This is a genomic window from Muricoccus vinaceus, assembly GCF_042433125.1.
In the GTDB taxonomy this organism is placed as follows: domain Bacteria; phylum Pseudomonadota; class Alphaproteobacteria; order Acetobacterales; family Acetobacteraceae; genus Roseomonas; species Roseomonas vinacea.
The window spans coordinates 147,667-172,658 of sequence record NZ_JBHLVZ010000043.1 but is presented as its reverse complement, the minus strand read 5'-3'; the positions used below and the strand labels follow the sequence as shown (position 1 = coordinate 172,658).

Annotated in this window: 23 protein-coding genes; 8 read left to right on the top strand and 15 right to left on the bottom strand. The window is 72.5% G+C overall.

Annotation, left to right across the window (positions count from 1 at the left end):
* Positions 1 to 9: 9 nt before the first annotated feature.
* The 4 genes from ACFFIC_RS16050 to ACFFIC_RS16035 are packed head-to-tail and all read right to left on the bottom strand — an operon-like array spanning position 10 to position 3,924.
* Positions 10 to 1,803, bottom strand: a complete 1,794-nt coding sequence (locus ACFFIC_RS16050; protein WP_377052107.1) for an ABC transporter ATP-binding protein — start codon at positions 1,801 to 1,803, stop codon at positions 10 to 12.
* A gap of 47 nt (positions 1,804 to 1,850) precedes the next feature.
* The gene (locus tag ACFFIC_RS16045) at positions 1,851 to 2,264 is read right to left on the bottom strand and encodes a DoxX family protein (protein WP_377052105.1); all 414 of its coding nucleotides are present in this window, start codon (positions 2,262 to 2,264) and stop codon (positions 1,851 to 1,853) included.
* Positions 2,265 to 2,308: 44 nt separating this feature from the next.
* Entirely contained in the window at positions 2,309 to 3,625 is a 1,317-nt protein-coding gene (locus tag ACFFIC_RS16040; RefSeq protein WP_377052103.1) for a CCA tRNA nucleotidyltransferase, read from the bottom strand.
* Complete coding sequence (locus ACFFIC_RS16035; RefSeq protein ID WP_377052101.1) at positions 3,622 to 3,924, bottom strand: hypothetical protein; 303 nt, start codon at positions 3,922 to 3,924, stop codon at positions 3,622 to 3,624. The genes ACFFIC_RS16040 and ACFFIC_RS16035 overlap by 4 nt, the downstream gene beginning before the upstream one ends.
* 142 nt (positions 3,925 to 4,066) lie before the next feature.
* On the opposite strand from ACFFIC_RS16035, the gene ACFFIC_RS16030 reads away from it, so the two are divergent.
* Both ACFFIC_RS16030 and ACFFIC_RS16025 read left to right on the top strand, forming a co-directional pair.
* On the top strand, positions 4,067 to 4,522 hold the full coding sequence (locus ACFFIC_RS16030) for an opioid growth factor receptor-related protein (protein WP_377052099.1): 456 nt from the start codon (positions 4,067 to 4,069) through the stop codon (positions 4,520 to 4,522).
* Positions 4,523 to 4,610: 88 nt separating this feature from the next.
* The gene (locus ACFFIC_RS16025) at positions 4,611 to 6,107 is read left to right on the top strand and encodes a protein adenylyltransferase SelO (protein ID WP_377052194.1); all 1,497 of its coding nucleotides are present in this window, start codon (positions 4,611 to 4,613) and stop codon (positions 6,105 to 6,107) included.
* A 4-nt stretch (positions 6,108 to 6,111) separates the two neighbouring features.
* Here ACFFIC_RS16025 and ACFFIC_RS16020 read toward each other — a convergent pair whose 3' ends face one another.
* The 7 genes from ACFFIC_RS16020 to ACFFIC_RS15990 are packed head-to-tail and all read right to left on the bottom strand — an operon-like array spanning position 6,112 to position 13,831.
* Entirely contained in the window at positions 6,112 to 7,086 is a 975-nt protein-coding gene (locus ACFFIC_RS16020) for a Bug family tripartite tricarboxylate transporter substrate binding protein (protein WP_377052097.1), read from the bottom strand.
* Positions 7,087 to 7,146: 60 nt separating this feature from the next.
* Positions 7,147 to 8,139 carry a 3-hydroxybutyryl-CoA dehydrogenase gene (locus tag ACFFIC_RS16015; RefSeq protein ID WP_377052095.1) on the bottom strand — a complete coding sequence of 331 codons (993 nt, stop codon included), beginning with the start codon at positions 8,137 to 8,139 and terminating at the stop codon, positions 7,147 to 7,149.
* Positions 8,129 to 9,238: an NAD/NADP-dependent octopine/nopaline dehydrogenase family protein gene (locus tag ACFFIC_RS16010; protein ID WP_377052093.1), complete on the bottom strand. Its 1,110-nt coding sequence runs from the start codon at positions 9,236 to 9,238 to the stop codon at positions 8,129 to 8,131. The genes ACFFIC_RS16015 and ACFFIC_RS16010 overlap by 11 nt, the downstream gene beginning before the upstream one ends.
* Positions 9,235 to 10,710 (bottom strand): class I adenylate-forming enzyme family protein, encoded by a 1,476-nt coding sequence (locus ACFFIC_RS16005; RefSeq protein WP_377052091.1) that lies wholly within the window; start codon positions 10,708 to 10,710, stop codon positions 9,235 to 9,237. Before ACFFIC_RS16005 ends, ACFFIC_RS16010 begins: the two co-directional genes overlap by 4 nt.
* Positions 10,707 to 11,975, bottom strand: a complete 1,269-nt coding sequence (locus tag ACFFIC_RS16000) for an acyl-CoA dehydrogenase family protein (RefSeq protein ID WP_377052089.1) — start codon at positions 11,973 to 11,975, stop codon at positions 10,707 to 10,709. Before ACFFIC_RS16000 ends, ACFFIC_RS16005 begins: the two co-directional genes overlap by 4 nt.
* On the bottom strand, positions 11,975 to 12,724 hold the full coding sequence (locus ACFFIC_RS15995; protein ID WP_377052087.1) for an alpha/beta fold hydrolase: 750 nt from the start codon (positions 12,722 to 12,724) through the stop codon (positions 11,975 to 11,977). Before ACFFIC_RS15995 ends, ACFFIC_RS16000 begins: the two co-directional genes overlap by 1 nt.
* Positions 12,725 to 12,784: 60 nt before the next feature.
* Positions 12,785 to 13,831, bottom strand: coding sequence for a M29 family metallopeptidase (locus ACFFIC_RS15990; protein WP_377052085.1), 1,047 nt, complete (start codon positions 13,829 to 13,831; stop codon positions 12,785 to 12,787).
* Between the two features lie 80 nt (positions 13,832 to 13,911).
* On the opposite strand from ACFFIC_RS15990, the gene ACFFIC_RS15985 reads away from it, so the two are divergent.
* Positions 13,912 to 14,331: a MarR family winged helix-turn-helix transcriptional regulator gene (locus ACFFIC_RS15985; RefSeq protein WP_377052083.1), complete on the top strand. Its 420-nt coding sequence runs from the start codon at positions 13,912 to 13,914 to the stop codon at positions 14,329 to 14,331.
* Here the strand turns inward: ACFFIC_RS15985 and ACFFIC_RS15980 are convergent, their stop codons facing one another.
* Both ACFFIC_RS15980 and ACFFIC_RS15975 read right to left on the bottom strand, forming a co-directional pair.
* Complete coding sequence (locus tag ACFFIC_RS15980; RefSeq protein WP_377052081.1) at positions 14,332 to 15,093, bottom strand: 3-oxoacyl-ACP reductase; 762 nt, start codon at positions 15,091 to 15,093, stop codon at positions 14,332 to 14,334. It lies immediately after the preceding gene.
* Complete coding sequence (locus tag ACFFIC_RS15975; RefSeq protein WP_377052192.1) at positions 15,090 to 16,766, bottom strand: electron transfer flavoprotein-ubiquinone oxidoreductase; 1,677 nt, start codon at positions 16,764 to 16,766, stop codon at positions 15,090 to 15,092. The genes ACFFIC_RS15980 and ACFFIC_RS15975 overlap by 4 nt, the downstream gene beginning before the upstream one ends.
* A 76-nt stretch (positions 16,767 to 16,842) precedes the next feature.
* Between ACFFIC_RS15975 and ACFFIC_RS15970 the strand changes: the two genes are divergently transcribed.
* Positions 16,843 to 17,745 carry a uracil-DNA glycosylase gene (locus ACFFIC_RS15970; protein ID WP_377052079.1) on the top strand — a complete coding sequence of 301 codons (903 nt, stop codon included), beginning with the start codon at positions 16,843 to 16,845 and terminating at the stop codon, positions 17,743 to 17,745.
* Positions 17,746 to 18,077: 332 nt separating this feature from the next.
* Positions 18,078 to 20,108 carry a lytic transglycosylase domain-containing protein gene (locus tag ACFFIC_RS15965; RefSeq protein ID WP_377052077.1) on the top strand — a complete coding sequence of 677 codons (2,031 nt, stop codon included), beginning with the start codon at positions 18,078 to 18,080 and terminating at the stop codon, positions 20,106 to 20,108.
* Between the two features lie 9 nt (positions 20,109 to 20,117).
* Here the strand turns inward: ACFFIC_RS15965 and ACFFIC_RS15960 are convergent, their stop codons facing one another.
* Positions 20,118 to 20,579 (bottom strand): MarR family winged helix-turn-helix transcriptional regulator, encoded by a 462-nt coding sequence (locus tag ACFFIC_RS15960; protein WP_377052075.1) that lies wholly within the window; start codon positions 20,577 to 20,579, stop codon positions 20,118 to 20,120.
* A gap of 153 nt (positions 20,580 to 20,732) precedes the next feature.
* Between ACFFIC_RS15960 and ACFFIC_RS15955 the strand changes: the two genes are divergently transcribed.
* Positions 20,733 to 21,455, top strand: coding sequence for a class II aldolase/adducin family protein (locus ACFFIC_RS15955; protein WP_377052073.1), 723 nt, complete (start codon positions 20,733 to 20,735; stop codon positions 21,453 to 21,455).
* Between the two features lie 14 nt (positions 21,456 to 21,469).
* Positions 21,470 to 22,432, top strand: a complete 963-nt coding sequence (locus ACFFIC_RS15950; RefSeq protein ID WP_377052071.1) for a Bug family tripartite tricarboxylate transporter substrate binding protein — start codon at positions 21,470 to 21,472, stop codon at positions 22,430 to 22,432.
* A gap of 47 nt (positions 22,433 to 22,479) precedes the next feature.
* Here the strand turns inward: ACFFIC_RS15950 and gtdA are convergent, their stop codons facing one another.
* Complete coding sequence (gene gtdA / locus ACFFIC_RS15945; protein ID WP_377052069.1) at positions 22,480 to 23,553, bottom strand: gentisate 1,2-dioxygenase; 1,074 nt, start codon at positions 23,551 to 23,553, stop codon at positions 22,480 to 22,482.
* A gap of 159 nt (positions 23,554 to 23,712) precedes the next feature.
* Between gtdA and ACFFIC_RS15940 the strand changes: the two genes are divergently transcribed.
* Positions 23,713 to 24,939 carry a 3-hydroxybenzoate 6-monooxygenase gene (locus ACFFIC_RS15940; protein WP_377052067.1) on the top strand — a complete coding sequence of 409 codons (1,227 nt, stop codon included), beginning with the start codon at positions 23,713 to 23,715 and terminating at the stop codon, positions 24,937 to 24,939.
* Positions 24,940 to 24,992: the final 53 nt, after the last annotated feature.

Here is a 24,992-nt window from a genome sequence, read left to right as displayed (position 1 = left end):
GGGGACCTCTCAGGCAGGGGCGAAGGCCTGCGCGCGGACCAGGCCGGCGTAGAGGCCGCCCGCATCCAGAAGCTCGGCATGGGTGCCGGATTCGGCCACACGGCCGGCCTCCATCACCACGATCAGGTCGGCGTCGCGCACGGTGGAGAGGCGGTGGGCGACCACCAGGGTGGTGCGGCCGGCGCGCAGCGTCGCCAGCGCGGCCTGCACGGCGGCCTCGCTGTTGGTGTCGAGCGCGCTGGTGGCCTCGTCCAGCAGGAGGATGCGCGGGTTGCGCAGCAGGGCGCGGGCGAGGGAGATGCGCTGGCGCTGGCCGCCCGAGAGACGGGCGCCGCCGGGGCCGAGAACGGTGCCGTAGCCCTGGGGAAGGCCCAGGATGAAGTCGTGCGCGGCGGCGGCGCGGGCGGCGGCCTCGACCTCCGCCTCCGTGGCGCCGGGACGGCCGCTGGCGATGTTGGCGTAAGCCGTGTCGTCGAAGACGGTGGCGTCCTGGCCGACATAGGCGATGGCGTCGCGCAGGCTCTCCAGGGACACGGCGCGCAGGTCTGCGCCATCGACCGTCACGCGCCCGGCGGTGGGGTCGTACAGGCGCGGCACCAGGGCCAGGGCGGTGGACTTGCCGGCGCCGGAGGGACCGACCAGGGCCACGGTGCGGCCGGGCTCGGCGCTGAAGGTGACGCCGTGCAGGGCCCCGCGATCGGCCTCATAGGCGAAGTGGACGCCCTCGAAGGCGATCCGGCCGCGGCCGGGCGGGAGGGGCGGCGCGCCGGAGGGGCTGGTGATCCGGCGGGGAGCATCGATCACGGCGTTCACGCGGGACAGCCCGGCCAGCCCTTCCTGAAGGGCGGCGTTGAGGCTGCCGAGCGCGCGGACGGGGCGGGCGGCGATCAGGAGGGCGGCGACGAAGCCGGTGAACTCGCCCACCGTCCCCTCCCCCTGGGAGACGCGCCAGCCGACGACCGCGAGGATGGCGGCGACGGCGAAGCCGCCGATGGCCTCCAGCATGGGATCGAGGCTGGCGCGGGTGCGGGCGATGGAGAGAAGGCTGGCGCGGAGATCGGCGAAGAGCCGGGCGGCGCGGGACTCCTCGGCCTCCTCCAGCCGGTAGGTGCGGACCACGCGGGCGGCGGCGAAGCTTTCGGTCAGGCTGGCCGCTGCCTCCCCCACCCTCTCCTGCATGCCGCCCGAGGCGCGGCGGATGCGCTTGCCGAGGCGCAGGATGGGCACGACGGCAACCGGGTAGAGCGCCGCCGCGATGAGCGACATCTTCCAGTCCAGCCAGACCATGGAGGCGACGAGCCCGACGACGGTCAGCACGTCGGCGATGGCGTTGATGGCCTTGGTCAGCGCTTCCCGGATGGCGGCCGCATCGGCCGTGAAGCGGGCGGCGTGGCGGGCGGGAGCGTCGTGGGCGACCATGGCGAGGTCGGCCCGCGTCAGGGCGCGGAAGAGGCGGTTCTGCAGCCCCTCGATCACGCGCAGCACGGTGGATTGGATGGAAACGGCCTGGCCGTACTGGGCCAGCGCCTTGGCGCAGGTCAGCAGCACGATGGCGGGCGGGATGGCCCAGACGATCTGCAGGCCGCCATCGGCGCCGGGCTTCGCGAACAAGTCGAAGGCCTGCTGGATCATCACCGGGTAAAGGGCGGTGAGCCCCGCGACCAGGGCGGTGCAGAGCAGGGCGAGGGCGATGCGGCGCGGGTGGTGGCGCAGTTCCTCGCGCCAGAGGCGGGCGAGAAGCGCGCGCGCCGCCTCGGGGTCGAGGCGGCGCTTGCCGGGTTTGTCGGTCCGGGAATTGGCCATGGCGGGCGGTTACAGCACAGGCCCCGCCAGGGCCAGGAGGCTTGGCGTCAGATCCGGTTGGTCGTGCTGCGGTCGCGGGTGGCGTCCACGCTCCAGGGGCCGGGGCCGGCGAAGACGAGGTAGAGGAAGATGAAGCAGTAGAGGATGGCCGCGTCGCCGCCGTTCAGGGTCGGCCAGAAGTTCCGGGGGAAGTGGAACTGCCAGTAGGCGACCGCCATCTCGCCGGCCAGGAGGAAGGCGACGGGCCGGGTGAAGAGGCCGAACAGCAGCAGAAGCCCGCCCACCAGCTCCATGATGGCGCCGATGCCGTACTGGGAGAGAAGCGGCGGCAGGTTGCCGCCCGCCGGCGGTCCAGGGAAGGCGAAGAGCTTCTGCGTGCCGTGCAGCAGGAAGATAAAGGCCGCGACGATCCGCAGGATCGAGAGCACGCGCGGGGCCCAGAGGGCGAGGTTCGCGTTCATGGCAACGGTTCCGGAGAAGTGTGGACAATCCGTAAACCGGTCCGTCAGCCCTCCGGAAGGGCCTTGCCGTGAATGTTCCTCATCAGGCCCGCCAATCGTGCCCGGCATGCAACGGTGTCCGCGGTGCAGCCCCCCTCCATCCACCATGCCCGGACCTCGGCGAGAAGGCGGCCGACGGAGGGGCCGGGCGGCACCCCCATCGCGAGGGCGTCACGGCCCTGAAGGGGAAACACCGGGACGGGCATGGCCAGGAGGCGGGCCCGCAGCCGGTCCCAGGCGGCGTCGTCCGGCCCCTGCCAGGACCAGGCGCGGTTGATGGCCTGGCGGTGCCAGGTGGCATCCAGCAGGCGATGCTTGGGCTGCTCGGCCAGCAGGCGGCGAAGCGCGTCGTCCTCCGGGCCGCCCGTCGCGATCCCGGGCTGGAGGGGCAGGAGGTCGTGGCCGGCGCGGTAGCGGGCGACCAGGCGGGCGACCTCCTCGTTCGACGCCTTCAGGCGGCGCGCCGCGGCGGCGGCACCGTGGGTGAGCAGGGCGTCGAAGCGCAGCATCGGGTCGGCGGGGGCGCCGATCTCCGAGAGCGCCCGGAGGTGGCGGGAGGCGCCGAGCGAATCGGCGCCGAGGAGGGCGGGGAGGACGCCGGTTTCCTCCATGAGCGCCACCGCCCCGGCGGGATCGGGCGCGGCGAGGAGGCGCTTGATCTCGGTCCAGACGCGCTCGGCCGAAAGGCGGGCGAGGCTGGGAACGGCATCCCGGATGGCGGCGACGGCGATGGGGTCCGGCTGGCCGACGCCGTAGCGGGCCTGGAAGCGGAAGAAGCGGAGGGCGCGGAGATGGTCCTCGGCCAGGCGGGTGGCGGGATCACCCACGAAGCGGACACGGCCGGCGGCGAGGTCCTCCCGGCCGCCGAAATAGTCCCAGAGGTGGCCCCTGGCGGAAAGGGAGAGGGCGTTCATGGTGAAGTCGCGCCGGGCCGCATCCTCGCGCCAGTCGGTGGTCCATTCCACGACCGCGTGGCGGCCGTCAGTGACCAGGTCGCGGCGCAGGCTGGTAACCTCCACGGCCTGGCCGGCCAGCACCGCGGTGACGGTGCCGTGGGCGAGGCCGGTCTCGTGCACGCGCAGCCCGGCGGCCATGAGGCGGGCGGCGATTTCCTCCGGTGGGAAGGGAGCGGCGACGTCCACGTCGGCCACGGGCCGGCCGGCGAGTGCGTCCCGCACCGCGCCGCCCACCGCGCGGGCGCCGGGCAGGGCCGCGAGCACGGCGGCGGATGCGGGCTCGGCCAGGAAGGAGGGCGGCTCGATGTGGCCTGCGGGGGGATCGGCGGGGAAAGGGCCGGGCGGGCGTGGATCGGGCGCGCTCACTGTCGCAGCGGTCCCGGGTCCGGGTTCCTGAGCGTCGGCCAGGCGCCGGTGGAACGCTCCTCGCCGGCGTGGCCGGGGGCGATGCCCTCGGAGGTCACGCGCGGGGGGACATAGGCGGTGTAGGGGTCCATGCCGCGGGACAGCCCGTACCAGATGGCGGCGCCGATGGAGATGGAGAGGCCCAGCAGCGCCAGGGCCACGGCATGGGCGGCCACCGCGCGCCCCGGGTTGAAGCGCAGCCAGAGAGCATAGAGGGCGAAGGGGGCGAGGAAGAGGACGGCTTCGACAATATAGGGCATGAGGGTTCCGAAAGGGGCGGAGAGGACGGGGCGCCCGGCGGCCGAGCCGTTTCTGTCCTCCGTGTCATGTCGGATCGCCGCGTGCTTAGACCAAGGGCGGCCGGGCGCGAAGCCGTTCGGGGACGCAACGAGAGGAGTGTTCATGACCGACCTCATCCGGCACTTCCTCCGCGGCGAGGGGCGCGACGGGCAAGGGCGGCGGCTGGCCGAGGTGCTGGCCTTCGACGATGCGCGCCTGGAGGCGGTGCACGACTTCATCCAGTGGCTGTTCCCCCTGCCCGACCCCAGCCAGGCGGTGCCGGGATCGCCGGTGCTGGGGGCGGCGGAAGCGGCGGCGATCCGTGCCGACCCGCGGGCGCAGGCGGGGTTGCGGGCGGCGTTGGAGCGGATGGCGGGCTTCTATGCCGCGACCGACCACTGGCTGGTGCGGCATGACCACAATCACCGGCGGATCACGCGGATCATCGCCGCCGCGCGGGACTTGCTGGACCGGGACGAAGCGGCGGCCTTTCACGCGGCCATCTCCGCGCGGAACGCGGAAGCGGGCGGGGTGATCGATCCGGTGAGCCTCCGCTACTGGGAAAGGGCGCTGGCTTAGGGGCGCCTCCCGCCTTCCTGCTCGCGGCGACGCGATGCGCGCCCACCTTGTTTCCGCACCCGCCGGGCTCGATCTGAGCGGGATGACGATGACCCTCGAGGCGACGCGGGAGGGCGGCACCGTCCGCTTTCCCTTCGACAACTCCTATGCCCGCCTGCCGGACCGCTTCCGCGCGCGGCTGGACCCGACGCCGGTCGCGGCCCCGCGCCTGCTGCGGCTGAACACCGCCCTGGCCGAGCGTCTGGGGCTCGATCCCGCGGCGCTGGCCTCGCCGGAGGGAGTGGCGATCCTCGCGGGGAACCGGGTGCCGGAAGGGGCGGAGCCGATCGCGGCCGCCTATGCCGGGCACCAGTTCGGCGGCTTCTCGCCCCAGCTCGGCGACGGGCGGGCGATCCTGCTCGGCGAGGTGGTGGCGCCGGACGGCGCGCGCTTCGACATCCAGCTCAAGGGTTCCGGCCGCACGCCCTTCTCGCGCAGCGGGGACGGGCGGGCGGCGGTCGGGCCGGTGCTGCGGGAATATCTTGTCAGCGAGGCCATGGCGGCGCTGGGCGTGCCGACCACCCGGGCACTGGCGGCGGTTTCCACCGGCCAGGCGGTGATGCGCGAGACGCCGCTGCCGGGCGCGGTGCTGACGCGGGTGGCGTCGAGCCACATCCGGGTGGGCACCTTCCAGTTCTTCGCCGCGCGGCGGGACGTGGAGGCGCTGCGGGTTCTGGCGGACCACGCCATCGCCCGGCACTACCCCGAGGCGGCCGAGGCCCCCTCCCCCGCCCGCGCGCTGCTGGAAGGCGTGGTCGCGCGTCAGGCGGCGCTGGTCGGGCAGTGGATGCTGATCGGCTTCATCCACGGAGTGATGAACACCGACAACACCTCCGTTTCCGGCGAGACGATCGACTACGGGCCTTGCGCCTTCATGGACGCCTACGACGCCTCCACGGTGTTCAGCTCCATCGACCATGGCGGGCGCTACGCCTATGGCAGCCAGCCCGGGATCATGCAGTGGAACCTCGCCCGGCTGGCCGAGGCGTTGCTGCCGCTGCTGGCCGAGGACGAGGACGCGGCGGTGGCGGTCGCCCAGGAGGTGCTGGCCGGCTACGCACCGGCCTTCGAGGCGGCCTATCTCGGCGGCCTGCGCGCCAAGATCGGGCTGCCCGGCGACCGCGCCGGAGACCACGCCCTGGCGGGCGACCTGCTGAAGGCGATGGCGGAGAACGGGGCGGACTTCACCCTCACTTTCCGCCGCCTCTGCCGCGCGGCGGAGGACGAGGCGGGGGATGCGGCGGTGCGCGCGCTGTTCACCGATCCCGCGGCCTATGACGCCTGGGCGCTGCGCTGGCGCGAGCGGCTGGCGGAGGCGGGCGGCGACCCGACGGCCCGCGCGGCGGCGATGCACGCGGTGAACCCGGCGGTGATCCCGCGCAACCACCTCGTGGAGGCCGCGCTGGAGTCCGCCGTTCAGCGCGACGACCTCGCACCCTTCGAGGCGCTTCTGGCGAGCGTGACGCGCCCCTTCGAGGACCAGCCGGGCGCCGACGTGGCACCCGGCGCGCCCGAGCAGCCCTACATGACCTTCTGCGGGACCTGAGGGCTCAGGCGTCCAGCCGGATGCCGAGGTCGCGGATGAGGGGACGCCAGGCGGCGTTCTCCGCCCGCACGAACTCGGCCATCTCCGCGGCGCTGCGCGGGACGAGTTCGGCGCCGATGTCGCGCATCTGCTTCGAGACCTCCGGGCTCTCGATCGCCGCGCGGAGAAGGGCGTTCAGGCGCTCCACCACCGCCGGCGGCGTGCCGGCGGCGACGGAGACGCCCTGCCAGCCATAGGCCACGGCGCCGGGATAGCCGAGCTCCACGGCGGTCGGCACCGCCGGCAGCGCGACGGCGCGGCTGTCACCCACCACCATCAGGGCGCGGGCGCGGTTGGTGGAAAGGAAGGGAAGGCCATTGGTCACGTCCACCACCACGCAGTCCACCTGGCCCGCGACCATGTCGTTCATCGCGGCGGGCATGCCGCGATAGGGGATATGGGTGGCGTCCAGCCCGGAGCGGCGCTTCAGCACCTCCATCGCCAACTGGTGCGGCGAGGCGACGGCGGGGGTGCCGAAGGTGATGCTGCGCGTCTTCGAGGCCGCCAGCATGGAGGGGAAGTCCGTGAAGGGACTCTCCGGGCGCACCACCACCAGCATGGGGAAGCGGCCGATGAAGCCGACGCTGGTGAGGTCGCGGTCGGGGTCGAAAGGCAGGCGGGCGTAGAGGGCGGGATTGTAGACGAGCACGCCGTTGTCGACGTGCAGCAGGCTGTAGCCGTCGGCGGGGGAACGGACGACGTTCTCCGTGGCCACGATGGCGCCGCCGCTCGGGCGGTTCTCCACCACGATGTTCTGGCCGAGCGCCGGGCCCATCTGGCGCGCGATCATGCGGGCGAAGATGTCGCTCGCGCCGCCGGGGGCATAGCCGACGACCCAGCGGAGCGGGCGCTCCGGCCAGGGGCCCTGGGCGCGGGCCCCCGTGGCGGTGGCCGCCGCCCCGGCAACCGCCAATGTTGAAAAATCCCTTCGACCGATCATCCAGCGTCTCCTGATGCCTGCGGCCGTGGCTCCGCGCGTCGTCCCCTGTCGCGCCCCGGTTCAGTCCGGCAGCACGGGTGGTTTGGCGAGCCCTTCGGCCCGCAGCCTCTCCACCAGGGCGCCGAGGCGCTGGCGGCGGTAGGAATCGATGTCCCGGCCCGCATAGTCCAGGAAACCCTGCCCGGTGCGAAGCCCGATCCGGCCGTCCCGCATGTTGCGCTCGATCACCTCGGGCGCGCGGTAGCGCTCGTGGCCGAGGGCGCCGGTGAGGTAGCGGCTGGCGTGGTAGAGGATGTCGCCGCCGCCCCAGTCGATGAACTCGAGCATCCCGAGAACGCCGAAGCGGAAGCCGAAGCCGTATTTCACCGCGCGGTCGATCTCCTCCGCGCTGGCGACGCCCTCCTCCACCATGCGGGCGGCCTCGTTCATCGCGAGCGTCTGCAGGCGCGGGACGATGAAGCCGGGGCTGGCGGCGCAGGTGACGGGGACCTTGCCGACGGATTCCAGCAGGGCGTTCAGGCGCGCCAGCGTCTCGGGCGCGGTGTCGCGGCCGGGGGATACCTCCACGAGCGGGACGATATAGGCGGGGTTCAGCCAGTGGGCGTTGAGGAAGCGCGCCGGGTCGGCCACCGCCGGGGAGAGATCGTCCACGAGGATGGTGGAGGTGGTCGAGGCGAGGATGGCGCCGGGCGCCATCATGGCGGAGGCGCGGGCGAGGGCGTCGCGCTTGAGGTCGAGGATTTCGGGCACGCCCTCGAAGACCACGGCCGCTTTCCCCAGGGCCCCGGCGGCGGCTGCTTCGGGCACCACGCGAACGCGGGAGAGCAGGGAGTCGGCGTGCGCGGGATCGAAGAGGCCGAGTTCGCCGAGGGTGCGGAGCGCGTCGCCGATCTCCGCGAGGGCCTCGCGCTCCAGGGCGGCGAAGGCCTCGGGCGGGCGGGGCTTGGCGTCCACCAGCGCGACCTCGTGGCCGGCATAGGCGAATCCCACGGCGATGCCGCGGCCCATGCGTCCGGCGCCGAGGCAGGCGATGGGCGGGCGCTCAGAAGCCATGCTGGAGGACCCGGGCGATGCCCACGCGGTCGAGGCCGCCGAGGCCGGCATCGGCCAGGGTGCGGCCGGCGAAGTCCGGCGTCTCACCGCGGATGGCAGCGCCGATGGCGGAGAAGGCGCGCGCGAGCGGGACCGGCACGCCCGCGAGTTCGGCCGCCGAGATGATGAGGGAGAGGCCGAGGCGAAGGTCCTCCATCATGTAGCGGTGCTCGGTGAGCACGATGCGCTCCCGCCAGTCGCCGGACTCGGTCAGGCGGTCATGCGAGGCGCGGCCGTACATCCATTCCTCGCCGGTCTTCGCGTAGTGGTGGGCGAGCGGGAAGTGCGGGGCGCGGTAACCCAGCGCCTCGCGCACCGCCACGCGCTCGGCGTCCAGCGCGTCCGTGGTGCGGCGGATGGCGGGAACGGTGCCCTCGTTGTGGATGTCCCATTTCTCGAAGTGCTCGAGCGGGCCCGCGTTCATGACGATGAGCGGGGGGTGAATGATGGCGCCGGCATTCATCAGCGCGCCCGACAGGGCATCGCCGCAGGGCTCGATCACGCCGGGGAAGGCGGCGCCGATGACGTCCAGCGCCATCTCCGCGCGATCCAGCGGGAAGACGCCGACGGGAAGCCGCGTGGCGCGGACGGTGATCGAGACCTGGTGCGGCCCGTGCTTGCGGGCGAGCCAGGGCAGCGTGCCGGTCTCGGCGAAGGCTACCCTCGGCGCGCGGCCCGCGTTATGCAGCGCGCGGGCCATCAGCACCGTGCCGAGCGTGCCGGGGGGAAGGAAGACGACCTGCCCGTCCGCCAGGCAGGGGGCGAGGAGGCGGGCGATGTCGGGCTGCGCGGTGGCGGGGGCGGGGCAGAGGATCAGCTCGGCGCCGCGCAGGGCCTCCGCCATGTCCGTGGTGACGAGGGCGAGGCGCGCCTCCTGCGTGCCGCGCGCATCCTTCACGGCGATGCTGCCGCCGGCGGCGCGATGGGCTTCGACGGCGGCCGCGTCGCGCCGCCAGAGCCGCACCTCGTGCCCGGCCAGGGTCATGTCGCCCGCGGCGGCGAAGGAGCCGTTGCCGCCCCCGAGCACGGCGATGCGGAGGCGGCGGGCGGGCGGCGTCATGCGCGGGCGGTCTCCATCAGCGGGCGGAGCTCGAAGTGGCGGACCTTGCCGAGCGCGGTGCGCGGCAGGGTGTCGGTGAAGACGACGCGGCGCGGCACCTTGAAGCGGGCGAGCTGGGCCGCGACGTGCTCGCGCACCGCCTCCTCCGCCAGGGCCGCGCCGGGGCGGAGGACGAGGAAGGCGACGGGCACCTCCTGCCATTTCGGGTCGGGCGCGCCGAGCACGGCGGCCTCGGCGATGGCGGGGTGCTCCAGCAGCACGCGCTCGACCTCGGCGGGGTAGATGTTCTCGCCGCCGGAGATGATGAGGTTCTTGCGGCGGTCGTGCACGTGGAAATGGCCGGCTGTGTCGCGGGTGGCGATGTCGCCGGTGCGGTACCAGCCGCCCTGCATGCAGGCCGCCGTCGCGGCCTCGTCGCGCCAGTAGCCGCGGAAAAGGTTGCGGCCGCGGAGAAGCACCTCGCCAGCGGTGCCGGGCGGAAGCTCGCGACCGTCGTCGTCGGCCACGCGGGCCTCGCAGAGAAGACCGGGCAGCCCGGTGGAGGTCGGCGCGGTCGTCGCGCAACCGAGGCGCGTGTAGATCGCGATGGGGCAGCTCTCCGTCGCGCCGTAGACCTGCAGCAGCGGCAGGCCCCGGGCCGTCACGGCCCCGACCAGGGCGGGATGCACGGGCTCGGAGCCGGTGCTGATGGCCCGGAGGGATGAGAGGTCGGTCGTTTCCCATCCCGCAGCCGCCATCAGGGCGCGCAGCGTGGCGGGCACGGTGAGCAGAAGGCTGGGGCGGTCCTTCGCCACCGCCGCCAGCACGACGTCGGCGGAAAAGCGCGGGTGGATGGTGATGGTGGCGCCGGCCTGGAGGGCGGGCGTGGTCTGGATGTTCAGCCCGCCGACATGGAAAAAAGGGAGAACGGAGAGGACGTGATCCTCCGCCGTCATGCCGTGCATGTGGTGGCTCATGACCGCGTTGTGGAACAGCGCCTCCTGCGCCAGCAGCGCGCCCTTGGGGCGGCCGGTGGTGCCGGAGGTGTAGACGAGCAACAAGGGATCATCGAGCGTGCCAGGGCCATCCTTGTCCTCGGAACCTTCGGGGATGGCCAGCGGGGCGGTGGGCAGATCGGGCGCTGCCTCGTGCAGCGTTTCTGCAAAGGCGGCTTCAGCAAAGGCGATGCGCGGCTGGGCGTGCTCGATGATGTAGCGCAGCTCCGGCGCGGCCAGGCGCCAGTTCAGCGGCAGCAGGATCGCGCCGAGGCGGGCGCAGGCGTAGAGCAGCGAGAGATAGGACGGCGCGTTCGCCGCGAGCACGGCCACGCGGTCGCCGGGGCGCACGCCGTGGCGCGTGCGCAGCAGGTGCGCGGCGCGGGCGATCTCCCGCGCGAACTCCGCGTAGGTGATCGCGGCTCCCTCGAAGCGGATCGCGACCTTGTCCGGTGCGAAGGCGGCGTTGCGGTCGATGGGGGCGGCGAGGTTGGTCACTCGTCCTTCTCGCCGGGCTTGTAGAGCGTGTCGCGGCCGAGGCGGTCGAGGCAGATCTCGGCGGTCCAGGGCAGCATGAGGGAACCGCAGCGGCTGTCGCGGTAGATGCGCTCCAGCGGCAGGCTGCGCAGCATCGCCTGGCCGCCGCAGGTGCGGATGGCCTTGGTGGCGAGGGCGTTCGCGTTCTCCATCACCGTGTACTGCGCGGCATAGGCGCGCTGCACCTGCTCGCGCGTGGGGTCGGGGCGGGCCTCCCGGATGGCCTGGAACCAGAGGGCCTTGGTCTGCTCGAGCATGATCCGCATCTCGGCAACCGCGATCTGCTTCGTCGGGAACATGCGGCGCTTCACGGGGGGCGTGCCCGGCACCTCGCCGCGGAGGTAGGAGACGGCGAAGTCGTAGGCGGCCTGGGCGAGGCCCATGTAGGTCGGCGTCAGCGTCATGAACATGTGTGGCCAGCGCCCGGCGGCCTGGAAGTAGACGCCGCGCGGCATGAGCATGGCGTCCTCCGGCACGAAGACGTCCTTCAGCAGCAGCGTGCGGGAAACGGTGCCGCGCATCCCCAGCGGATCCCAGTCGCCGACGATGGTGACGCCCTCAGCCTTCGCGGGGATCGCGAGATAGAGGGTGTTGCGGCGGCTGGCGGGCTCGTTGCCCGTGCGTTCCGTGCAGAGGATGCCGTAGTAGTCGGCGGCACCCGACAGGCTGGCGAAGATCTTCTTGCCGTTCACGATGTAGCCACCCTCCACCGGGCGCGCCTCGGTGCCGAAGGCAATGGCGCCGGCGGCGGCCGCCCCGCCCTCGGAGAAGGGCTGGGAATAGATGGCGCCCTCCTCGACGATGCGGCGGTAGTGGCGGGACCGGCGGGCGCGGTGGGTGGCGCGGTCGGCCTCAGCCATCTCCAGGTCCTCCGACAACAGGCCGGACCAGAGGGTGGAGCAGACGTGCATGTTCCAGGAGAGGGCTGTCGCTCCGCAGTAGCGGCCGAGTTCCGCGGCGGTAAGGCAATAGGTGGTGAAGTCCGCGCCCTCTCCGCCGTCCTCCTCGGGCACGCAGATGCGGAGAAGCCCTTCCCCGTGCATGTCGTGGAAGTTCTCGATGGGGAAGCGCGCCTCGCGGTCGTAGGTGGCGGCGCGGGGAGCCAGCACCGCCTTGCCGAAGCGGCGCGCGCGGGCGGTGAGCTCGGCCTGCTGGGGCGTGAGGTTGAAGGCCTCTGGCGCGAAGATCGGCTCGTCCTGCAGGAGGTCGGCGGGAAGCGTGTCCATCAACGGGGCCCTTTCAGGTGGCGGTCCAGGAAGTCCAGGACGGCGGCGTCGAAGGCATCCGGCGCCTCGATGTTCGGCAGGTGGCCGGTGTTGGGAAGGCAGACATAGGCTGCGCCCGGGATCTTGCCGGCCATGCGCTGCATCATCGGCGCGGGCGCGTTGGTGTCGGCCTCTCCGGCCAGGCACAGGACGGGGACGCCGATGGCGCCGAGGTTGGCGCGCTCGTCGAAGGTGACGAGGGCCCGGACCGCCGCGCGGAAGGTGGCTTGTGGTGTCGCGCCCAGCGCTTCGATCGCCAGATCGCGGAAGGGGGTGCCGCCCGGGCCGGTGAGGGCGGCGAGGGTTTCGGGCGCGATGTCGGCCAGGGTCCGGCCCTCCTCCAGCGGCTTCAGGCGGGCGGCGACGAATTCGCGCTGGAACTCGCCGGAGGGATTCCCGAAGGCGGGGCTGGTGGCGCAGAGGATGGCGGCGGCATAGGCGTCGGGCCGGCGGCGCAGCAGGGTCTGGGCGACCATGCCGCCCATGGAGTGGCCGAGCAGGACGGGGCGTCTCAGGCTGCGCGCCCCGATGGCGGCCTCCACGTCGGCGGCCATGGTCTCGAAGTCCAGCGCATCGACCGGCGGGCGGGCGCCGTAGCCGGGGAAATCCAGCGGGATGGCCTCGTAGCCGCACGCGGCGAAGGGCGCGCGCTGGGGTCGCCAGAGCCGTCCGTCCGCGCCGATCCCGTGCAGCATCACGACCGGGGTCATGGATAGGCCCTCGTTGCCGCGCCGATCATATGAAAAGGAATGGATCTGTCCAGCACGGAATCACCCGAACACCGGCTGAACCTCACCGCCCAGCACCACGGGGGTGCCGTCGATGAGAATGTCCGTACCCATGACGGGGATGTCGAAATGGCCGGGCGTGTAGCGGCCTGCGAACTCGTTGGCCCCGGTGGAGAAGAGGAAGTTGCCCGCCACGGCGCGCAGCTCCGTACCGTTGGTGTCGCGCCCGTCGTACATGGAGAGCGCCTCGTAGCGCGCGGCCGGGTTCATGCCGAAGCCGACATGGGAGACGGCGTAGGCCTCGCGGTCGCCCCAGGCGGCGAAGCTCCGGCGCAGCATCTCGGCATCGGGGCCGGTGCCCTCGATGGCCGTGACGTAGTCGGACTCGATCGTCAGGCGGATGGGGGCGGCGAGGTAGCGCTTGAAGGTGAGGTTGATGTCGCCGGTGTCCAGCACCAGCGTGCCGTTGACCGTGCCGGCGGCGGGAAAGCTGACAACAATGCCGCCGGGCCAGTGGGCGAGGGTCCCCGGGCGGTCCGTCCAGCCCCAGACACCGACGGTGGCGGCGCCGGCCATATCGACCTCCAGCGCCGTGCCGGCGGCCGAGCGGACGCTCATGCGGTGCGATCCGCGCAGCATCTTCGTGGCCGCGCGGACCTGGGCGGCCAGCGCGTCGTCCGGGCGCATCCGCTCCAGCGCCTCCGGATGCTCGTTGGAGATGGAAAGGATGCGGGCGCCGGCCTTGAGGATCGCGGCGGTTTCCCGCGCGTGCATCAGGCCTTGCACGGTGAGGTCCACGACGAGGCTGCTGGCGGAGAGGGCCCCGACCACGGGGGCCAGGCCCTCGATCGCCTCGCTCGCGCCGGTGGAGCGGATGGGAACGGGGTGCGGGTTGCGGGCGGTCGGCAGGACGATGTGGAAAGGGCGGGCGCCGAGGCGGAGAAGGGCGAGCTCGGCCAGATGGACGTTGAGAGCGCGGGACTGCGTTTCCGAGAGGATCGCGACCACCTCCCCCGGGCGGACCGCGCATTTGGCCAGAACCTCGGCGAAGGCCTCGATCCACTTGTGCTCGATGCGGTCCGCAAACATGCTGCCCCTCCCCTGCTCGCGGCGCATTCGGGCGCGGGTGGCGGCCGGCGTCAAGAAATATGAAAAGAGATGGGTTTCCCGTGGCCTTCACCGAGACCTACCTGCCCTATCTTCTCGCGCGGGCGAGCCATTCGGTGTCCTCCTCCTTCCACGCCGCGCTGAAGGACTGGAACCTGTCGGTGCCGGAATGGCGGGTGCTGGCCTGCCTGGCCGAGGCGGACGGACTGGCCGTGGGGAAGCTCGCGGATATGGTCATGATGAAGCAGCCGAGCATGACCAAGGTGCTGGACCGGATGGAGGGGGAGGGCCTTGTGCGCCGCAAGGGTGCGCGGGAGGACCGGCGGCGGGTGCTGATCCACATCACGCCGGAGGGCCGTGCCCGGGTGAAACCGGTGCTGGCGGCCGCCCGCGCCCATCAGCGGGAGAGGCTGGCGCCCTTCGACGAGGCGGAGCGCGCCATCATCCTGCGGGCACTGCAACTGCTGATCGGGGAGGACTGATCAGTCCCGGACGAGGCCGCCATCCACCACCAGGTTCTGGCCCGTCACCGCACGGCTCCAGGGGGAGGCGAAGAACAGGACGGCATCCGCGAATTCCTCGGGCGTCGTCACGCGGCGCAGCGGTGTGGATTGCGCGATGAGGTCGAAAACCGCCCCGGGCGTCGCGGCGCTCGCGTCCGTGGTGCGGAGAAGGCCACCGGAGAGCATGTTCACCGTGATCCCCTGCGGCCCGAGATCGGCGGCGGCGGTGCGGGTGAGCGAGAGCAGCGCGGCCTTGGCGGCGGTGTAGTCGTGGTAGGGCACCACCGGGTTCTGGAACAGGTTCGTCCCGATGGTGACGATGCGGCCGAAGCCGCGCGCGGCCATGGCGGGGGATGCGGCCTGGATGAGGTTCAGGGCGCCGCGGACGGAAACCTCCATCTGCGCCGCGAAGTCGGCCCAGGAAATGTCCGCGATCTTCGCACGGTCATCGCCGTTGAAGCGGAAGTCCGAAAGGGCGTTGTGCACGACCGTGGTGACGGGCGTGCCGAAACGGATCTCGGCCGTGGAGAGCATGGCCGCCACCGCGCCGGGATCGGTGACATCCGCCTGCATGGCCATGGCGCGGTCCCCGAAGGGTGCCGACACCGCCGCCGCCGCCTCGGCGCTGCGGCGATAGTTCACCACCACCCGCGCGCCTTCCCGGCCAAAGGCGGCCGCGATGGCCGCCCCCAGCCCGCGTCCGGCGCCGGTGACGAGGACGACCTGCTCGTCGATCCTCACATGCCACCGATGTAGTTGGGCCCCCCGCCGCCCTCGGGCGTGCGCCAGTCGATGTTCTGCGTGGGGTCCTTGATGTCGCAGGTTTTGCAGTGGACGCAGTTCTGCGCGTTGATGACGAGGTGCACGGCGGCGTCGCCGGCCTCGGTCGTGGCACCCTGCCCCGTCGCCTCGGCGTCCGGCGTGCCGCGCAGCTCGCGCTCGGCTTCCGGGCCCACGGCCTCGTAGACGGCGGCGGGGCAGTAGCGGCTCTCGGGGCTGCGGAACTGGTCCCAGTTCACGCCCTTCCAGCGCGTCGGCTCGCGCAGCACGAGATGGCTCGGCTGGTTCTCCTCGTGGTTCGTGTTGGACAGGAACACGGAGGAAAGGCGGTCGAAGGTCAGCTTCCCGTCGGGCTTGGGATAGGTGATGCGCTTGCTCTCGGCGGCGGGCTTGAGGGTCTCGTGGTCGGCGTGGTGCACCCAGGTCCAGGGCGCCTTGCCGCGGAACACATAGGTGTCGAGCGCGGCGGCGGCCATGCCGCCCCAGAAGCCGTATTTCGCGAAGCCCGGGCGGATGTTGCGCACGCTGTGCAGCTCGTCCCAGACCCAGGAGTGGCGGATGGCCTCGGGATAGCTCTCCAGCACCGGCGGCGGGCTGCCGCTGGCAAGCGCCGCCGCCACGGCCTCGGCCGCGACCATGCCGCTCTTCATCGCGGTGTGCGTGCCCTTGATCTTCGGCACGTTCAGGAAGCCGGCGGTGTCGCCCACCAGCATGCCGCCGGGGAAGATCAGGCGCGGCACGGACTGGGCGCCGCCCTCGTTCAGCGCGCGGGCGCCATAGGCGATGCGCTTGCCGCCCTCGAGGAAGCCGCGCACGGCGGGGTGGGTCTTGAAGCGCTGGAACTCGTCGAAGGGCGAGAGCCAGGGGTTCTTGTAGTCGAGGCCGACGACGAAGCCGATGGAGACGAGGTTCTCGCCGAGCATGTAGAGCCAGGAGCCGCCATAGGTGTCGCTCTTCAGCGGCCAGCCCGTGGAGTGCCACACCAGGCCCGGCGTGTGCTTCTCCTTCGGGATCTCCCAAAGCTCCTTCATGCCGAGCGCGAAGGTCTGCGGCTGACAGTCCTTCCGCAGGTCGTACATCTCAAAGAGGCGCTTGGTGAGCGAGCCGCGGCAGCCCTCGGCGAAGATCGTGTAGGTGGCGCGGAGCTCCATGCCCGGCTGAAAGTCCGGCCCCTCCTCGCCCTCCTTCGTGATGCCCATCACGCCCGCGACGATGCCCTTCACCTGCCCGTCCTCCACCACGAGGTCGGAGGCGGCGAAGCCCGGGTAGATCTCGATTCCCATCGCCTCGGCCTTCGCGCCCAGCCAGCGGCAGACGTTGCCCAGCGAGACGACGTAGTTGCCGTGGTTGTTCATCGCGGGCGGCGTGGGCAGCTTGATGGCGCGCTTCTCGGTCAGCAACATGAAGCGGTCGTCGCCGGCCGGCGTCATCAGCGCCGGTGGGTCGTCGCGCCAGTCGGGGAACAGCTCGTCCAGCGCGCGCGGCTCCAGCACCGCGCCGGAGAGGGTGTGGGCGCCGATCTCCGAGCCCTTCTCCACGAGGCAAACGGTGGCGTCCGGCGCGGCCTGCTTCAGCCGGATGGCGGCCGCCAGCCCCGCGGGGCCGCCACCGACCACCAGGACGTCGAATTCCATGCTCTCGCGGTCTGACACGGGTGCTCCTCCTGAGATTGCTCCGGATGTAGCGTCGCCCCGGGCCGGCTGTAACCCCATGCCATTGCACGAAGACCCGCCGGGGGGCGATACCTGGGGAATGGAGCTCGACGGGGCCGAGACGGCCGCCTTGCTGGCCGCGCTGGAGTTGCAGATCGCCTGGGGCGCCGACGAGGCGCTGGACGAGGCGCCGCAGGACCGCACCCGGCCGCGGGCGGCGGCGGAACCGCTGGCCCCGCCGTCCGCCCGGCCCGCCGCGGCTCCGCCTCCGGCGGCTTCCACCCCGCCCGCCTCTCCGGGCCTTCCCCTGCCCGCCCTGCGGCCCGCGCCTTCCCTGGCCTTCGCCCCCGCATCGGCCCGGGCCGGGGCGCTGGCTGCCGGCGCCGACAGCATCGGGGCGTTGCGCGAGGCCCTGGCCGCGCTCGACCATCCCCTGCGGGAAACCGCGGGCAACCTGGTTCTGGCCGATGGCGTGCCGGATTCCGGCCTGGTGCTGGTGGGCGAGGCGCCCGGGGCCGACGAGGACCGCCAGGGCCGGCCCTTCGTGGGCGTGTCCGGGCAGTTGCTGGACCGCATGCTGGCCAGCATCGGGGTGGAGCGGGCGCGCAACGCCTATCTCACCAACATCCTGCCCTGGCGGCCACCCGGGAACCGCACCCCCACGGACGCGGAGATGAACATCTTCACGCCCTTCGTCCTGCGGCACCTGGCGCTGGTCCGGCCGCGCCACGTGGTGCTGCTGGGCGGCACGGCCGCCAAGGCGCTGCTGCGGCGGAACGAGGGGATCACCCGCCTTCGTGGGCGCTGGCACGCCCTGGATGTGCCGGGGCTGGGAACGGTGCCGACCCTGGCCACCCTCCACCCTGCCTATCTGCTGCGCCAGCCGGCGGCCAAGCGGGACTCCTGGGCCGACCTGCGGCTGCTGCGGCGCGCGCTGGATGAACCCGCTCCGGCAAGCTGACCGGAACGTGAAGGGCTCGCCCGGGCCAAGCCTTTGATTCCGGGTTGTGCGGGTGCGGCATCACGCGCTCGCGGGTTGCCCCTCCCGGCACAGGCCCCTAACCGTGCCGCCATATGCGAGCTTCCCCCCCCGGGCTCGATCGCCGTCCCCCCCGGCGAAGGCGTGCGGCATGGGCGGTGCTGTTGCTGGCGGTTCTCCTTTGCGGACCCGTCGCGGCCGCCCCGCACCGTGCGCCGGAGAGCCATACACGGCGCGAGCAGGTTCTGCCGCGCGACAACCAGCGTGCCGCGGTTTCGCGGCCAGGACCCGTGCGTTCCGGGCCCTCGCGACCCGTGTCCGTGCGGCCCGTGCCTCCTCGCCCCGCGCGGGGCCAGGCGGGACCGGCGCGGGCCGAAGCGCGCCCGGCGGCGCGCGGCCGGGCGCCGGAAGCGAAGCCCCGGCACGAGCCGGCGCGCGCGGCGCGGCGCGAACCGGCGCGCGGCATCGCGCGCGCCGCGCGGCCTTCCAGGCCTTTGTCGAAGGCCGCGGAGCTTCGCCCCCATGCGCCGGAGCCGGCTTCCCTCGCCCCATCCCAGCCCCGGGCATCCTTCGGCCGGCTGCAGGAAATGCAGACGCCGCAGGAAATCGCGCTGGCCTTCGAGCGCACGCCGCTGGCCGGCTTCGCGCAACCGGCCACGCCGCCGGGCCTCCCGCAGCCCCTGGCCCCTTCCGACGCGGCGCGGCTGCGGCGGATCTTCGAGCTGCAGGCCCGGGGCGAGATGATCCAGGCGACGCGCGAGGCGGAGCGGCTCGATGACCGGCGGCTCATGGGCCACGTGCAGGCGGACCGCTGGCGGCCCGGCGGGGTGGAGCCGACGGTGGCGGAGCTGCGCGCCTGGCTGGCCGAGCACGCCGACCAGCCCGACGCGCCCCGGCTGCACGCCCTGCTGGTGGCGCGCCTGCCCCAGGGGACTGCCGTGCCGCCCTTGCCCGGGGAAGCCGTGGCCGAGGAGGTGCCAGCCCCCGGCCAGGAGGTCCCGCCGGAGGAGCGCGCCCCGCCCGCCGCCGCCGGCGCGCCGCTGGCGCGCAACCCCGCGCTGGACCGCACGGTGCGGGACATGGCCGCCCGGGGCGATGTGCAGGACGCGCTGTGCTTCATCGCGAACACCCGTGGGATGACCCCGGCCTATGCCGCGGCCCTCCAGACGGATGTGGCCCTGGCGCTCTTCACCGGGGGCAAGGACCAGGACGCCTTCCGCGTCGCGTCGCTCGCCACGCGGGCGCCCCAGGCACCAGCGCAGGCATCCTATCTGGCGGGGCTCTCGGCCTGGGGGCTGGGCCAGTACGAGACGGCGCTGCCCTTCTTCGAGAAGGCGGCGCGCGACGAGGCCGCCCCGGCCGTGCTGCGCGCGGCCGCCGCCTTCTGGACGGCGCGCGCCGCCGTGCGGTCCCGCCGGCCGCAGGGCTATGTGCCCTGGATGCTGCAGGCCGCGCAGGAGCCGCGGACCTTCTACGGGCTGGTGGCGCGCCGCGCGCTGGGCCTGCCGCCCGGCTTCGCCTGGGAAAGCGACGTGGCCGGGGAGGCGGAAAGCGCCGTGCTGGCCGAGACTGCCGGCGGGTGGCGGGCGCTGGCGCTGATCCAGGTCGGGCAGAAGGCGCGGGCGGAGGCAGAGCTGCGCCGGCTGTGGTCGGTGGCCAAGGGCAATCCGGCGCTGGCGCGCGGGATGCTGGCGGCGGCGACGGGCGCGGGGATCACGGAACTGGCGACCATGCTCGCCTCCCAGGCGCAGGCCGCGGACGGGCGCCCGCGCGACTACGCCCGCTTCCCCGTGCCGCGGCTGGAGCCGCAGGGCGGCTGGCGGGCCGATCCGGCGCTGATTTACGGGCTGGCGCGGCAGGAATCCAACTTCGACCCGGATGCTGTCTCGCCCGCCGGGGCGCGCGGGCTGATGCAGGTGATGCCGGCCACCGCCGCCTATGTCACCGGCGACGCGGCGCTGCGGGATGGCGGCAACCGGCGGCTGCACGATCCCGGCTACAGCCTGGAGCTGGGGCAGCGCTACCTGCTTCAGCTTTCCGGGCAGGAGAACGTGCAGGGGGACCTGATCCGGCTGCTGGCGGCCTACAATGCCGGGCCGGGCAATCTTTCCCGCTGGATGCCCGCCAACGGGCATCGCGAAGACCCATTCCTGTTCATCGAGAGCATCCCGTTCAACGAGACGCGGGCCTATGTGCAGCGCGTGCTGGCCTATTCCTGGATCTATGCCAGCCGGCTCGGCCTGCCCTCGCCGAGCCTGGACGCGCTGGCGGCGGGCAGCGCCCCGCGCTTCCTGGGCGTCGATGAGCTGGCGCGCATGGTGGCGCGCAGCCGGGCGGGCCGCTAGCGCGCCACCCTACCCCGCCGCGCTCCGGCGCAGCGGGGCCGGCGTCACCTCGTTGTGGACCTCGGCCAGCTGGGCGAGCAACCGCATGAAGGTGAGGCGGTCCGCGTTGGAGAGGGGGGCGAGGATGCGCTCCTGCACGCGGCGGACCGCCGGCTCCACCCGGCGCAGCAGGGCCTCGCCGGCCGGGGTGATCCGGAGGCGCTTGGCGCGGCGGTCCCCTCCGGCATGGGCACGCTCGATCCAGCCCTTCGCCTCCAGCCGCTCCAGCACCCCGCCGAGCGTCGAGCGGTCGAAGGCGATCAGGGCGGACAGGCGGGTGGCGTCCACCTCCGGGTTCTCCCGGATGGCGTAGAGGGCGCTGAACTGCACGGAGGTGAGGTCATGCGCGCCGACCTCTTCGGCGAAGAGGGCGCCGGAGATCTGCTGGGCACGCCGGATCAGGTGCCCGGGCATCGCGTAAAGATCGTGCATCGGGTGCGGGTTCCGTGTTCGTCCTTGGGGGTGGATGCGCTTCAGCCTCCGGCAGGGCCGGTTCGATTGACGGCATGCTGAAAGAACGCATACTGCCTTTCAACGAAAATGGGCAGGGCACCTGGTGTTCTCCCCCGGGGATGGAGGCCGCGCTTGAAGCAGGACCTGTACGGCATGCTCGGCGATCTGGTGATCGCCAACCGGATCCTCGCGCATGAGGGCGTGCTGGACGATTTCGGGCATGTGGCCGTGCGCCATCCCGACCGCGCGGACCGCTTCTTCGTGTCCCGCTCCCGCTCCCCCGAGATCGTCACGCGCGACGACCTGCTGGAGTTCACGCTGGATGGGGTGCCGGTGGACCCGAAGGGGCTGCGGCCGTATCTCGAGAGCGTGCTGCACGCGCGGATCTTCGCGGCCCGGCCGGACGTGCAGGCGACGGTCCACCACCATTCCCCGGCGGTGCTGCCCTACACCGTGATCGACTACGTGCCGCTGCGCCCGGTGTTCCACATGGCATCCGTGCTGGGCGGGCCGGTGCCCGTGTGGGACAGCCGGGACGAGTTCGGCGACACCAACATGCTGATCGACGACGTGCCCAAGGCCGACAGCCTGGCGCGCGCGCTGGGCGGCGGCACCTCCGTGCTGTTGCGCAACCACGGCGCCACCTGCGCCGCGCATTCCCTGCCGGCCGTGGTCTTCGTGTCCGTCCGCATGAAGGATAACGCGGAGCTTCAGTCCCGCGCCATGGCCATGGGCAAGCCCCGTTACCTCACCGAGGGCGAGACGCGCATGACGGCGGAGATGCTGATGGGGGAGCGTCCGCTCGACCGGGCCTGGTCCTACTGGCGCGCCCGCGCCGGTTATGGCGGTATCTGAGAAGGAGAGTGGGCATGAGCATCCACCGACGCCATCTCGGGGCCGCCGCCCTGCTGCTCGGGCTTCCCGCCGCGGCGCGGGCCCAGCGCCGGCCGGTCCGCCTCGTGGTCCCGGCCGCGCCGGGCGGGGCGATCGACGTGATCGGGCGCATCTACGCGGCCCGGCTGAACGACGTGCTCGGCGCCACCTGGGTGGTGGAGAACCGCTCGGGCGCCAACAACACGCTGGGCGCGGCCGAGGTGGCGCGCTCGGCGCCCGACGGGCTGACCTTTCTGGTCAATGCCGACATCCAGTTGATGGCGAAGCGCGTGATGCGCAGCGTGCCCTATGACCCCGTGGCGGACTTCACGCCGATCTCGCGCCTGGCGACCGCACCCATGGTGCTGGTGGGCCATCCGCGCAACACGCCGGAGGGCGGGGCCGCCGCGCTGGTATCGGCCATGAAGGCGGCACCCGACCGCTTCGCCTTCGCCAATTCAGGCCTGGGTTCCATGGGACACCTCGCCACCGAGGGCTTCAAGCGCGAGGTGGGGCTGGACAGCCTGGTGGTCACCTATCGCGGCACGGCGCCGGCGCTGACGGACGTGATCTCGGGCAACACGGCGCTGATGGTGGCACCGCTGGGCTCGGCCCTGCCGCAGATCGAGGAAGGCCGGCTGCGCGCCTTCGCCATCATGGGGCCGCGCCGCGCCGCCCGCGCGCCAAACATCCCGACCATCGCGGAGCAGGGCATGCCCTCGCTGGACTTCACGCTGTGGTACGCGCTCTGGGCGCCCAAGGGGCTGGCGGATGCCGAGGCGGACCGGGTGAGCGCGGCCGTGCAGGCGATCTCGCGCGAGCCGGAGACGCGCGCCAAGATCGCCGAGCAGGGCGCGGAGCCCGTGACGGAGGACCGCGCCACCTTCGCCCGCTTCATCGCCACCGAGGACGTGCGCAGCGGGCAGATGGCGCAGGTGGCCCGGATCGAGCCGGAGTAGCCCCTCCGGCCCGCACGCCGTCAGGCGTTGCCGCAGGCAGCGGCACTTCAAACGTTGCCGCGGTCCTCGCGCCAGAGGTGCAGGGCCTCCTGGATCGGGCGGTCGGAGAAGGAGAACAGCACGCTGTCCTCCGCCGGCTCGTGCCGCACGCTCTTCCAGGAGGGTACGACGAAGACGTCGCGCTTGCCCCATTCCACCACGAAATCGTCGCCGATGATGGAGCGGCCGCGGCCCTCCATGGGCACGAAGACGGTGGCGTCGGTGGAGCGGTAGGCGGCGGTGGCGAAATCCTTGGGCAGGAGCTGGATGAAGGTGCCCATGGTCGCCATGGCGTGGTTGCCGGTGATCGGGTTGGCGTAGCGCATCTTCAGCCCGTGGCAGGGATCCCAGGCCTCGGCGCGGCGCATGCGCTCCAGCGCCTCCCGCGTGCGGGCATAGGGATAGTTGAACACGGGGGAGCTGCCGCCGCTGGCTTTGTGGTCCACCGGAAGCAGGTTGGCGCCGAAGCGGGCGTCGCTGTCGCCCAGCGGCCGTGTGACGGGCTGCTCGTCCTGGCCGAGATGCTCGGCGAAGGAGGCGTCGAGAAGCTGCACCACCGGGATGTCCAGCCCGTCCAGCCAGAAGATCGGGCGGTCGCTGTCGTTGCCGTGGTCGTGCCAGGCCATGGGGGGCGTGATGATGAAGTCGCCCTCCTCCATGATCGTGCGCTCGCCGTTCACGGCGGTGTAGGCGCCGCTGCCCTCCAGCACGAAGCGCAGCGCGGTCTGGGTGTGGCGGTGGGCGGGCGCGACCTCGCCGGGCAGGACGAGCTGCACGCCGGAATAAAGCGAGGTGGTGATGCGGGACTGGCCGCGCAGCCCCGGGTTCTCCAGCACCAGCACGCGGCGCTCGGCCTCCTTGGCGGTGATGAGGCTGCCGGCCTCCATCATGGCCGCGCGGATCTCGTCGAAGCGCCAGCTGGCCGGGCGGCAGGCGCTGCGGGGTTCGGGGGTGACGAGCTCGGCGAGCGAGAGCCAGAGCGGCGTCATGTTCCGCTGGCCGATGCGGCCATAGAATTCCTGGCGCTTCGCCTCCACGGCCGCATCCTGCGTGCCGGGCGCGGCATTCAAGTTCGTGTCCATGGTCGCCTCCCTGTTTGCCGTTTGACCGTACACGGACAATCCGTGTAGGGTCAATTATTCCCTGCCGGTTCCCCTGGGCCCTGCGGAATGTGCACCGCATCCGTGCCGCCCAGCCCAGGGCCTGCCAATCAACAAGACCATGCACCCGGAGGACCAAGGATGACCACTCGCCCCGAAAAGCCGATCCTCATCGCGGGTGGCGGCATCGGCGGCCTGGCCGCGGCGCTGGGCCTCGCCCGCGCCGGCTTCACGGTGACGGTGTTGGAACGGGCGGCGGTGCTGGGGGAGATCGGCGCGGGCATCCAGCTCGGCCCCAACGCCTTCCAGGCCTTCGACCACCTCGGCATCGGCGACGCCGCGCGGGCCATGGCGGTCTATGTGGACCAGCTTCGCCTGATGGACGCGCTGACGGCGGAGGACATCGCCGTGATCGACGTCACCGAGCCTTTCCGCAAGCGCTTCGGCAACCCCTATGCCGTGGTGCACCGCGGCGACCTGCACGGGGTGTTCCTGCGCGCCTGCGAGGCCAGCCCACGGATCACGCTGCGCACCGGCTGCGCCGTGATGGACTACCGACAGGAGGGCACGGGGGTCACGGCCCTCCTGCAATCGGGCGAGGCGGTGGAGGGTTCCGTGCTGATCGGGGCGGACGGGCTGTGGTCGCGCATCCGCGCCCGCGTGGCGGGCGACGGGCCGCCGCGCGTGACCGGGCACACCACCTACCGCTCCGTCATCCCCACGGAGCAGATGCCCGAGAACCTGCGCTGGAACGCGGCGACGCTCTGGGCCGGGCCGAAGTGCCACATCGTCCACTACCCGCTGTCCGGCTGGAAGCAGTTCAACCTCGTCGTCACCTACCACAACGATGCGCCGGAGCCGGTGGCCGGGCAGCCCGTGGAGGAAGAGGAGGTGATGCGCGGCTTCCAGCACGTCCATCCCCTGGCGCAGAGCATCATCCGGCACGGGCGCGACTGGAAGCTCTGGGTGCTGTGCGACCGCGACCCCACGGAGAGCTGGGTGGACGGGCGCGTGGCCCTGCTGGGCGATGCCGCGCATCCCACGCTGCAATACCTGGCACAGGGCGCCTGCATGGCCATGGAGGACGGCGTCTGCCTGGCGCAGGAGATGGCGGCGCACCCGGGCGCGGCGGAGACGGCGCTGGAGAACTACCGGCGGCGGCGGGTGCTGCGCACCGCGCGGGTGCAGCTGCAGTCCCGCGCGGTGGGGGACCACATCTACCACCCGGCCGGGGCCCATGCGGCTCTGCGCAACAGCGTCATGGGCGCCAAGACCCGGGAGCAGTGGTACGACGCGATCGACTGGCTCTACGGCCAGACCGGCCTGGGCGACGTGCCGGCGGGCGCACGGGTGGCGGCGGAGGTCTGACGGAACTTTTCCCGGGATGGCCCTTGGGAGAGGAACAAAGAGTTCTTCCCCTC

Excerpts from the sequence above, each read along its gene's own strand:
- ACFFIC_RS16010 (WP_377052093.1), bottom strand. The coding sequence starts at position 9,238 with ATGACGCCGCCCGCCCGCCGCCTCCGCATCGCCGTGCTCGGGGGCGGC.
- ACFFIC_RS15960 (WP_377052075.1), bottom strand. The coding sequence starts at position 20,579 with ATGCACGATCTTTACGCGATGCCCGGGCACCTGATCCGGCGTGCCCAG.
- ACFFIC_RS16045 (WP_377052105.1), bottom strand. The coding sequence starts at position 2,264 with ATGAACGCGAACCTCGCCCTCTGGGCCCCGCGCGTGCTCTCGATCCTG.
- ACFFIC_RS15950 (WP_377052071.1), top strand. The coding sequence starts at position 21,470 with ATGAGCATCCACCGACGCCATCTCGGGGCCGCCGCCCTGCTGCTCGGG.
- ACFFIC_RS15995 (WP_377052087.1), bottom strand. The coding sequence starts at position 12,724 with ATGACCCCGGTCGTGATGCTGCACGGGATCGGCGCGGACGGACGGCTC.
- ACFFIC_RS16020 (WP_377052097.1), bottom strand. The coding sequence starts at position 7,086 with ATGATCGGTCGAAGGGATTTTTCAACATTGGCGGTTGCCGGGGCGGCG.
- ACFFIC_RS15990 (WP_377052085.1), bottom strand. The coding sequence starts at position 13,831 with ATGTTTGCGGACCGCATCGAGCACAAGTGGATCGAGGCCTTCGCCGAG.
- gtdA (WP_377052069.1), bottom strand. The coding sequence starts at position 23,553 with ATGGACACGAACTTGAATGCCGCGCCCGGCACGCAGGATGCGGCCGTG.
- ACFFIC_RS15940 (WP_377052067.1), top strand. The coding sequence starts at position 23,713 with ATGACCACTCGCCCCGAAAAGCCGATCCTCATCGCGGGTGGCGGCATC.
- ACFFIC_RS15970 (WP_377052079.1), top strand. The coding sequence starts at position 16,843 with ATGCCATTGCACGAAGACCCGCCGGGGGGCGATACCTGGGGAATGGAG.
- ACFFIC_RS16000 (WP_377052089.1), bottom strand. The coding sequence starts at position 11,975 with ATGGACACGCTTCCCGCCGACCTCCTGCAGGACGAGCCGATCTTCGCG.
- ACFFIC_RS15975 (WP_377052192.1), bottom strand. The coding sequence starts at position 16,766 with ATGGAATTCGACGTCCTGGTGGTCGGTGGCGGCCCCGCGGGGCTGGCG.
- ACFFIC_RS16050 (WP_377052107.1), bottom strand. The coding sequence starts at position 1,803 with ATGGCCAATTCCCGGACCGACAAACCCGGCAAGCGCCGCCTCGACCCC.
- ACFFIC_RS16015 (WP_377052095.1), bottom strand. The coding sequence starts at position 8,139 with ATGGCTTCTGAGCGCCCGCCCATCGCCTGCCTCGGCGCCGGACGCATG.
- ACFFIC_RS16025 (WP_377052194.1), top strand. The coding sequence starts at position 4,611 with ATGACCCTCGAGGCGACGCGGGAGGGCGGCACCGTCCGCTTTCCCTTC.
- ACFFIC_RS16030 (WP_377052099.1), top strand. The coding sequence starts at position 4,067 with ATGACCGACCTCATCCGGCACTTCCTCCGCGGCGAGGGGCGCGACGGG.
- ACFFIC_RS16035 (WP_377052101.1), bottom strand. The coding sequence starts at position 3,924 with ATGCCCTATATTGTCGAAGCCGTCCTCTTCCTCGCCCCCTTCGCCCTC.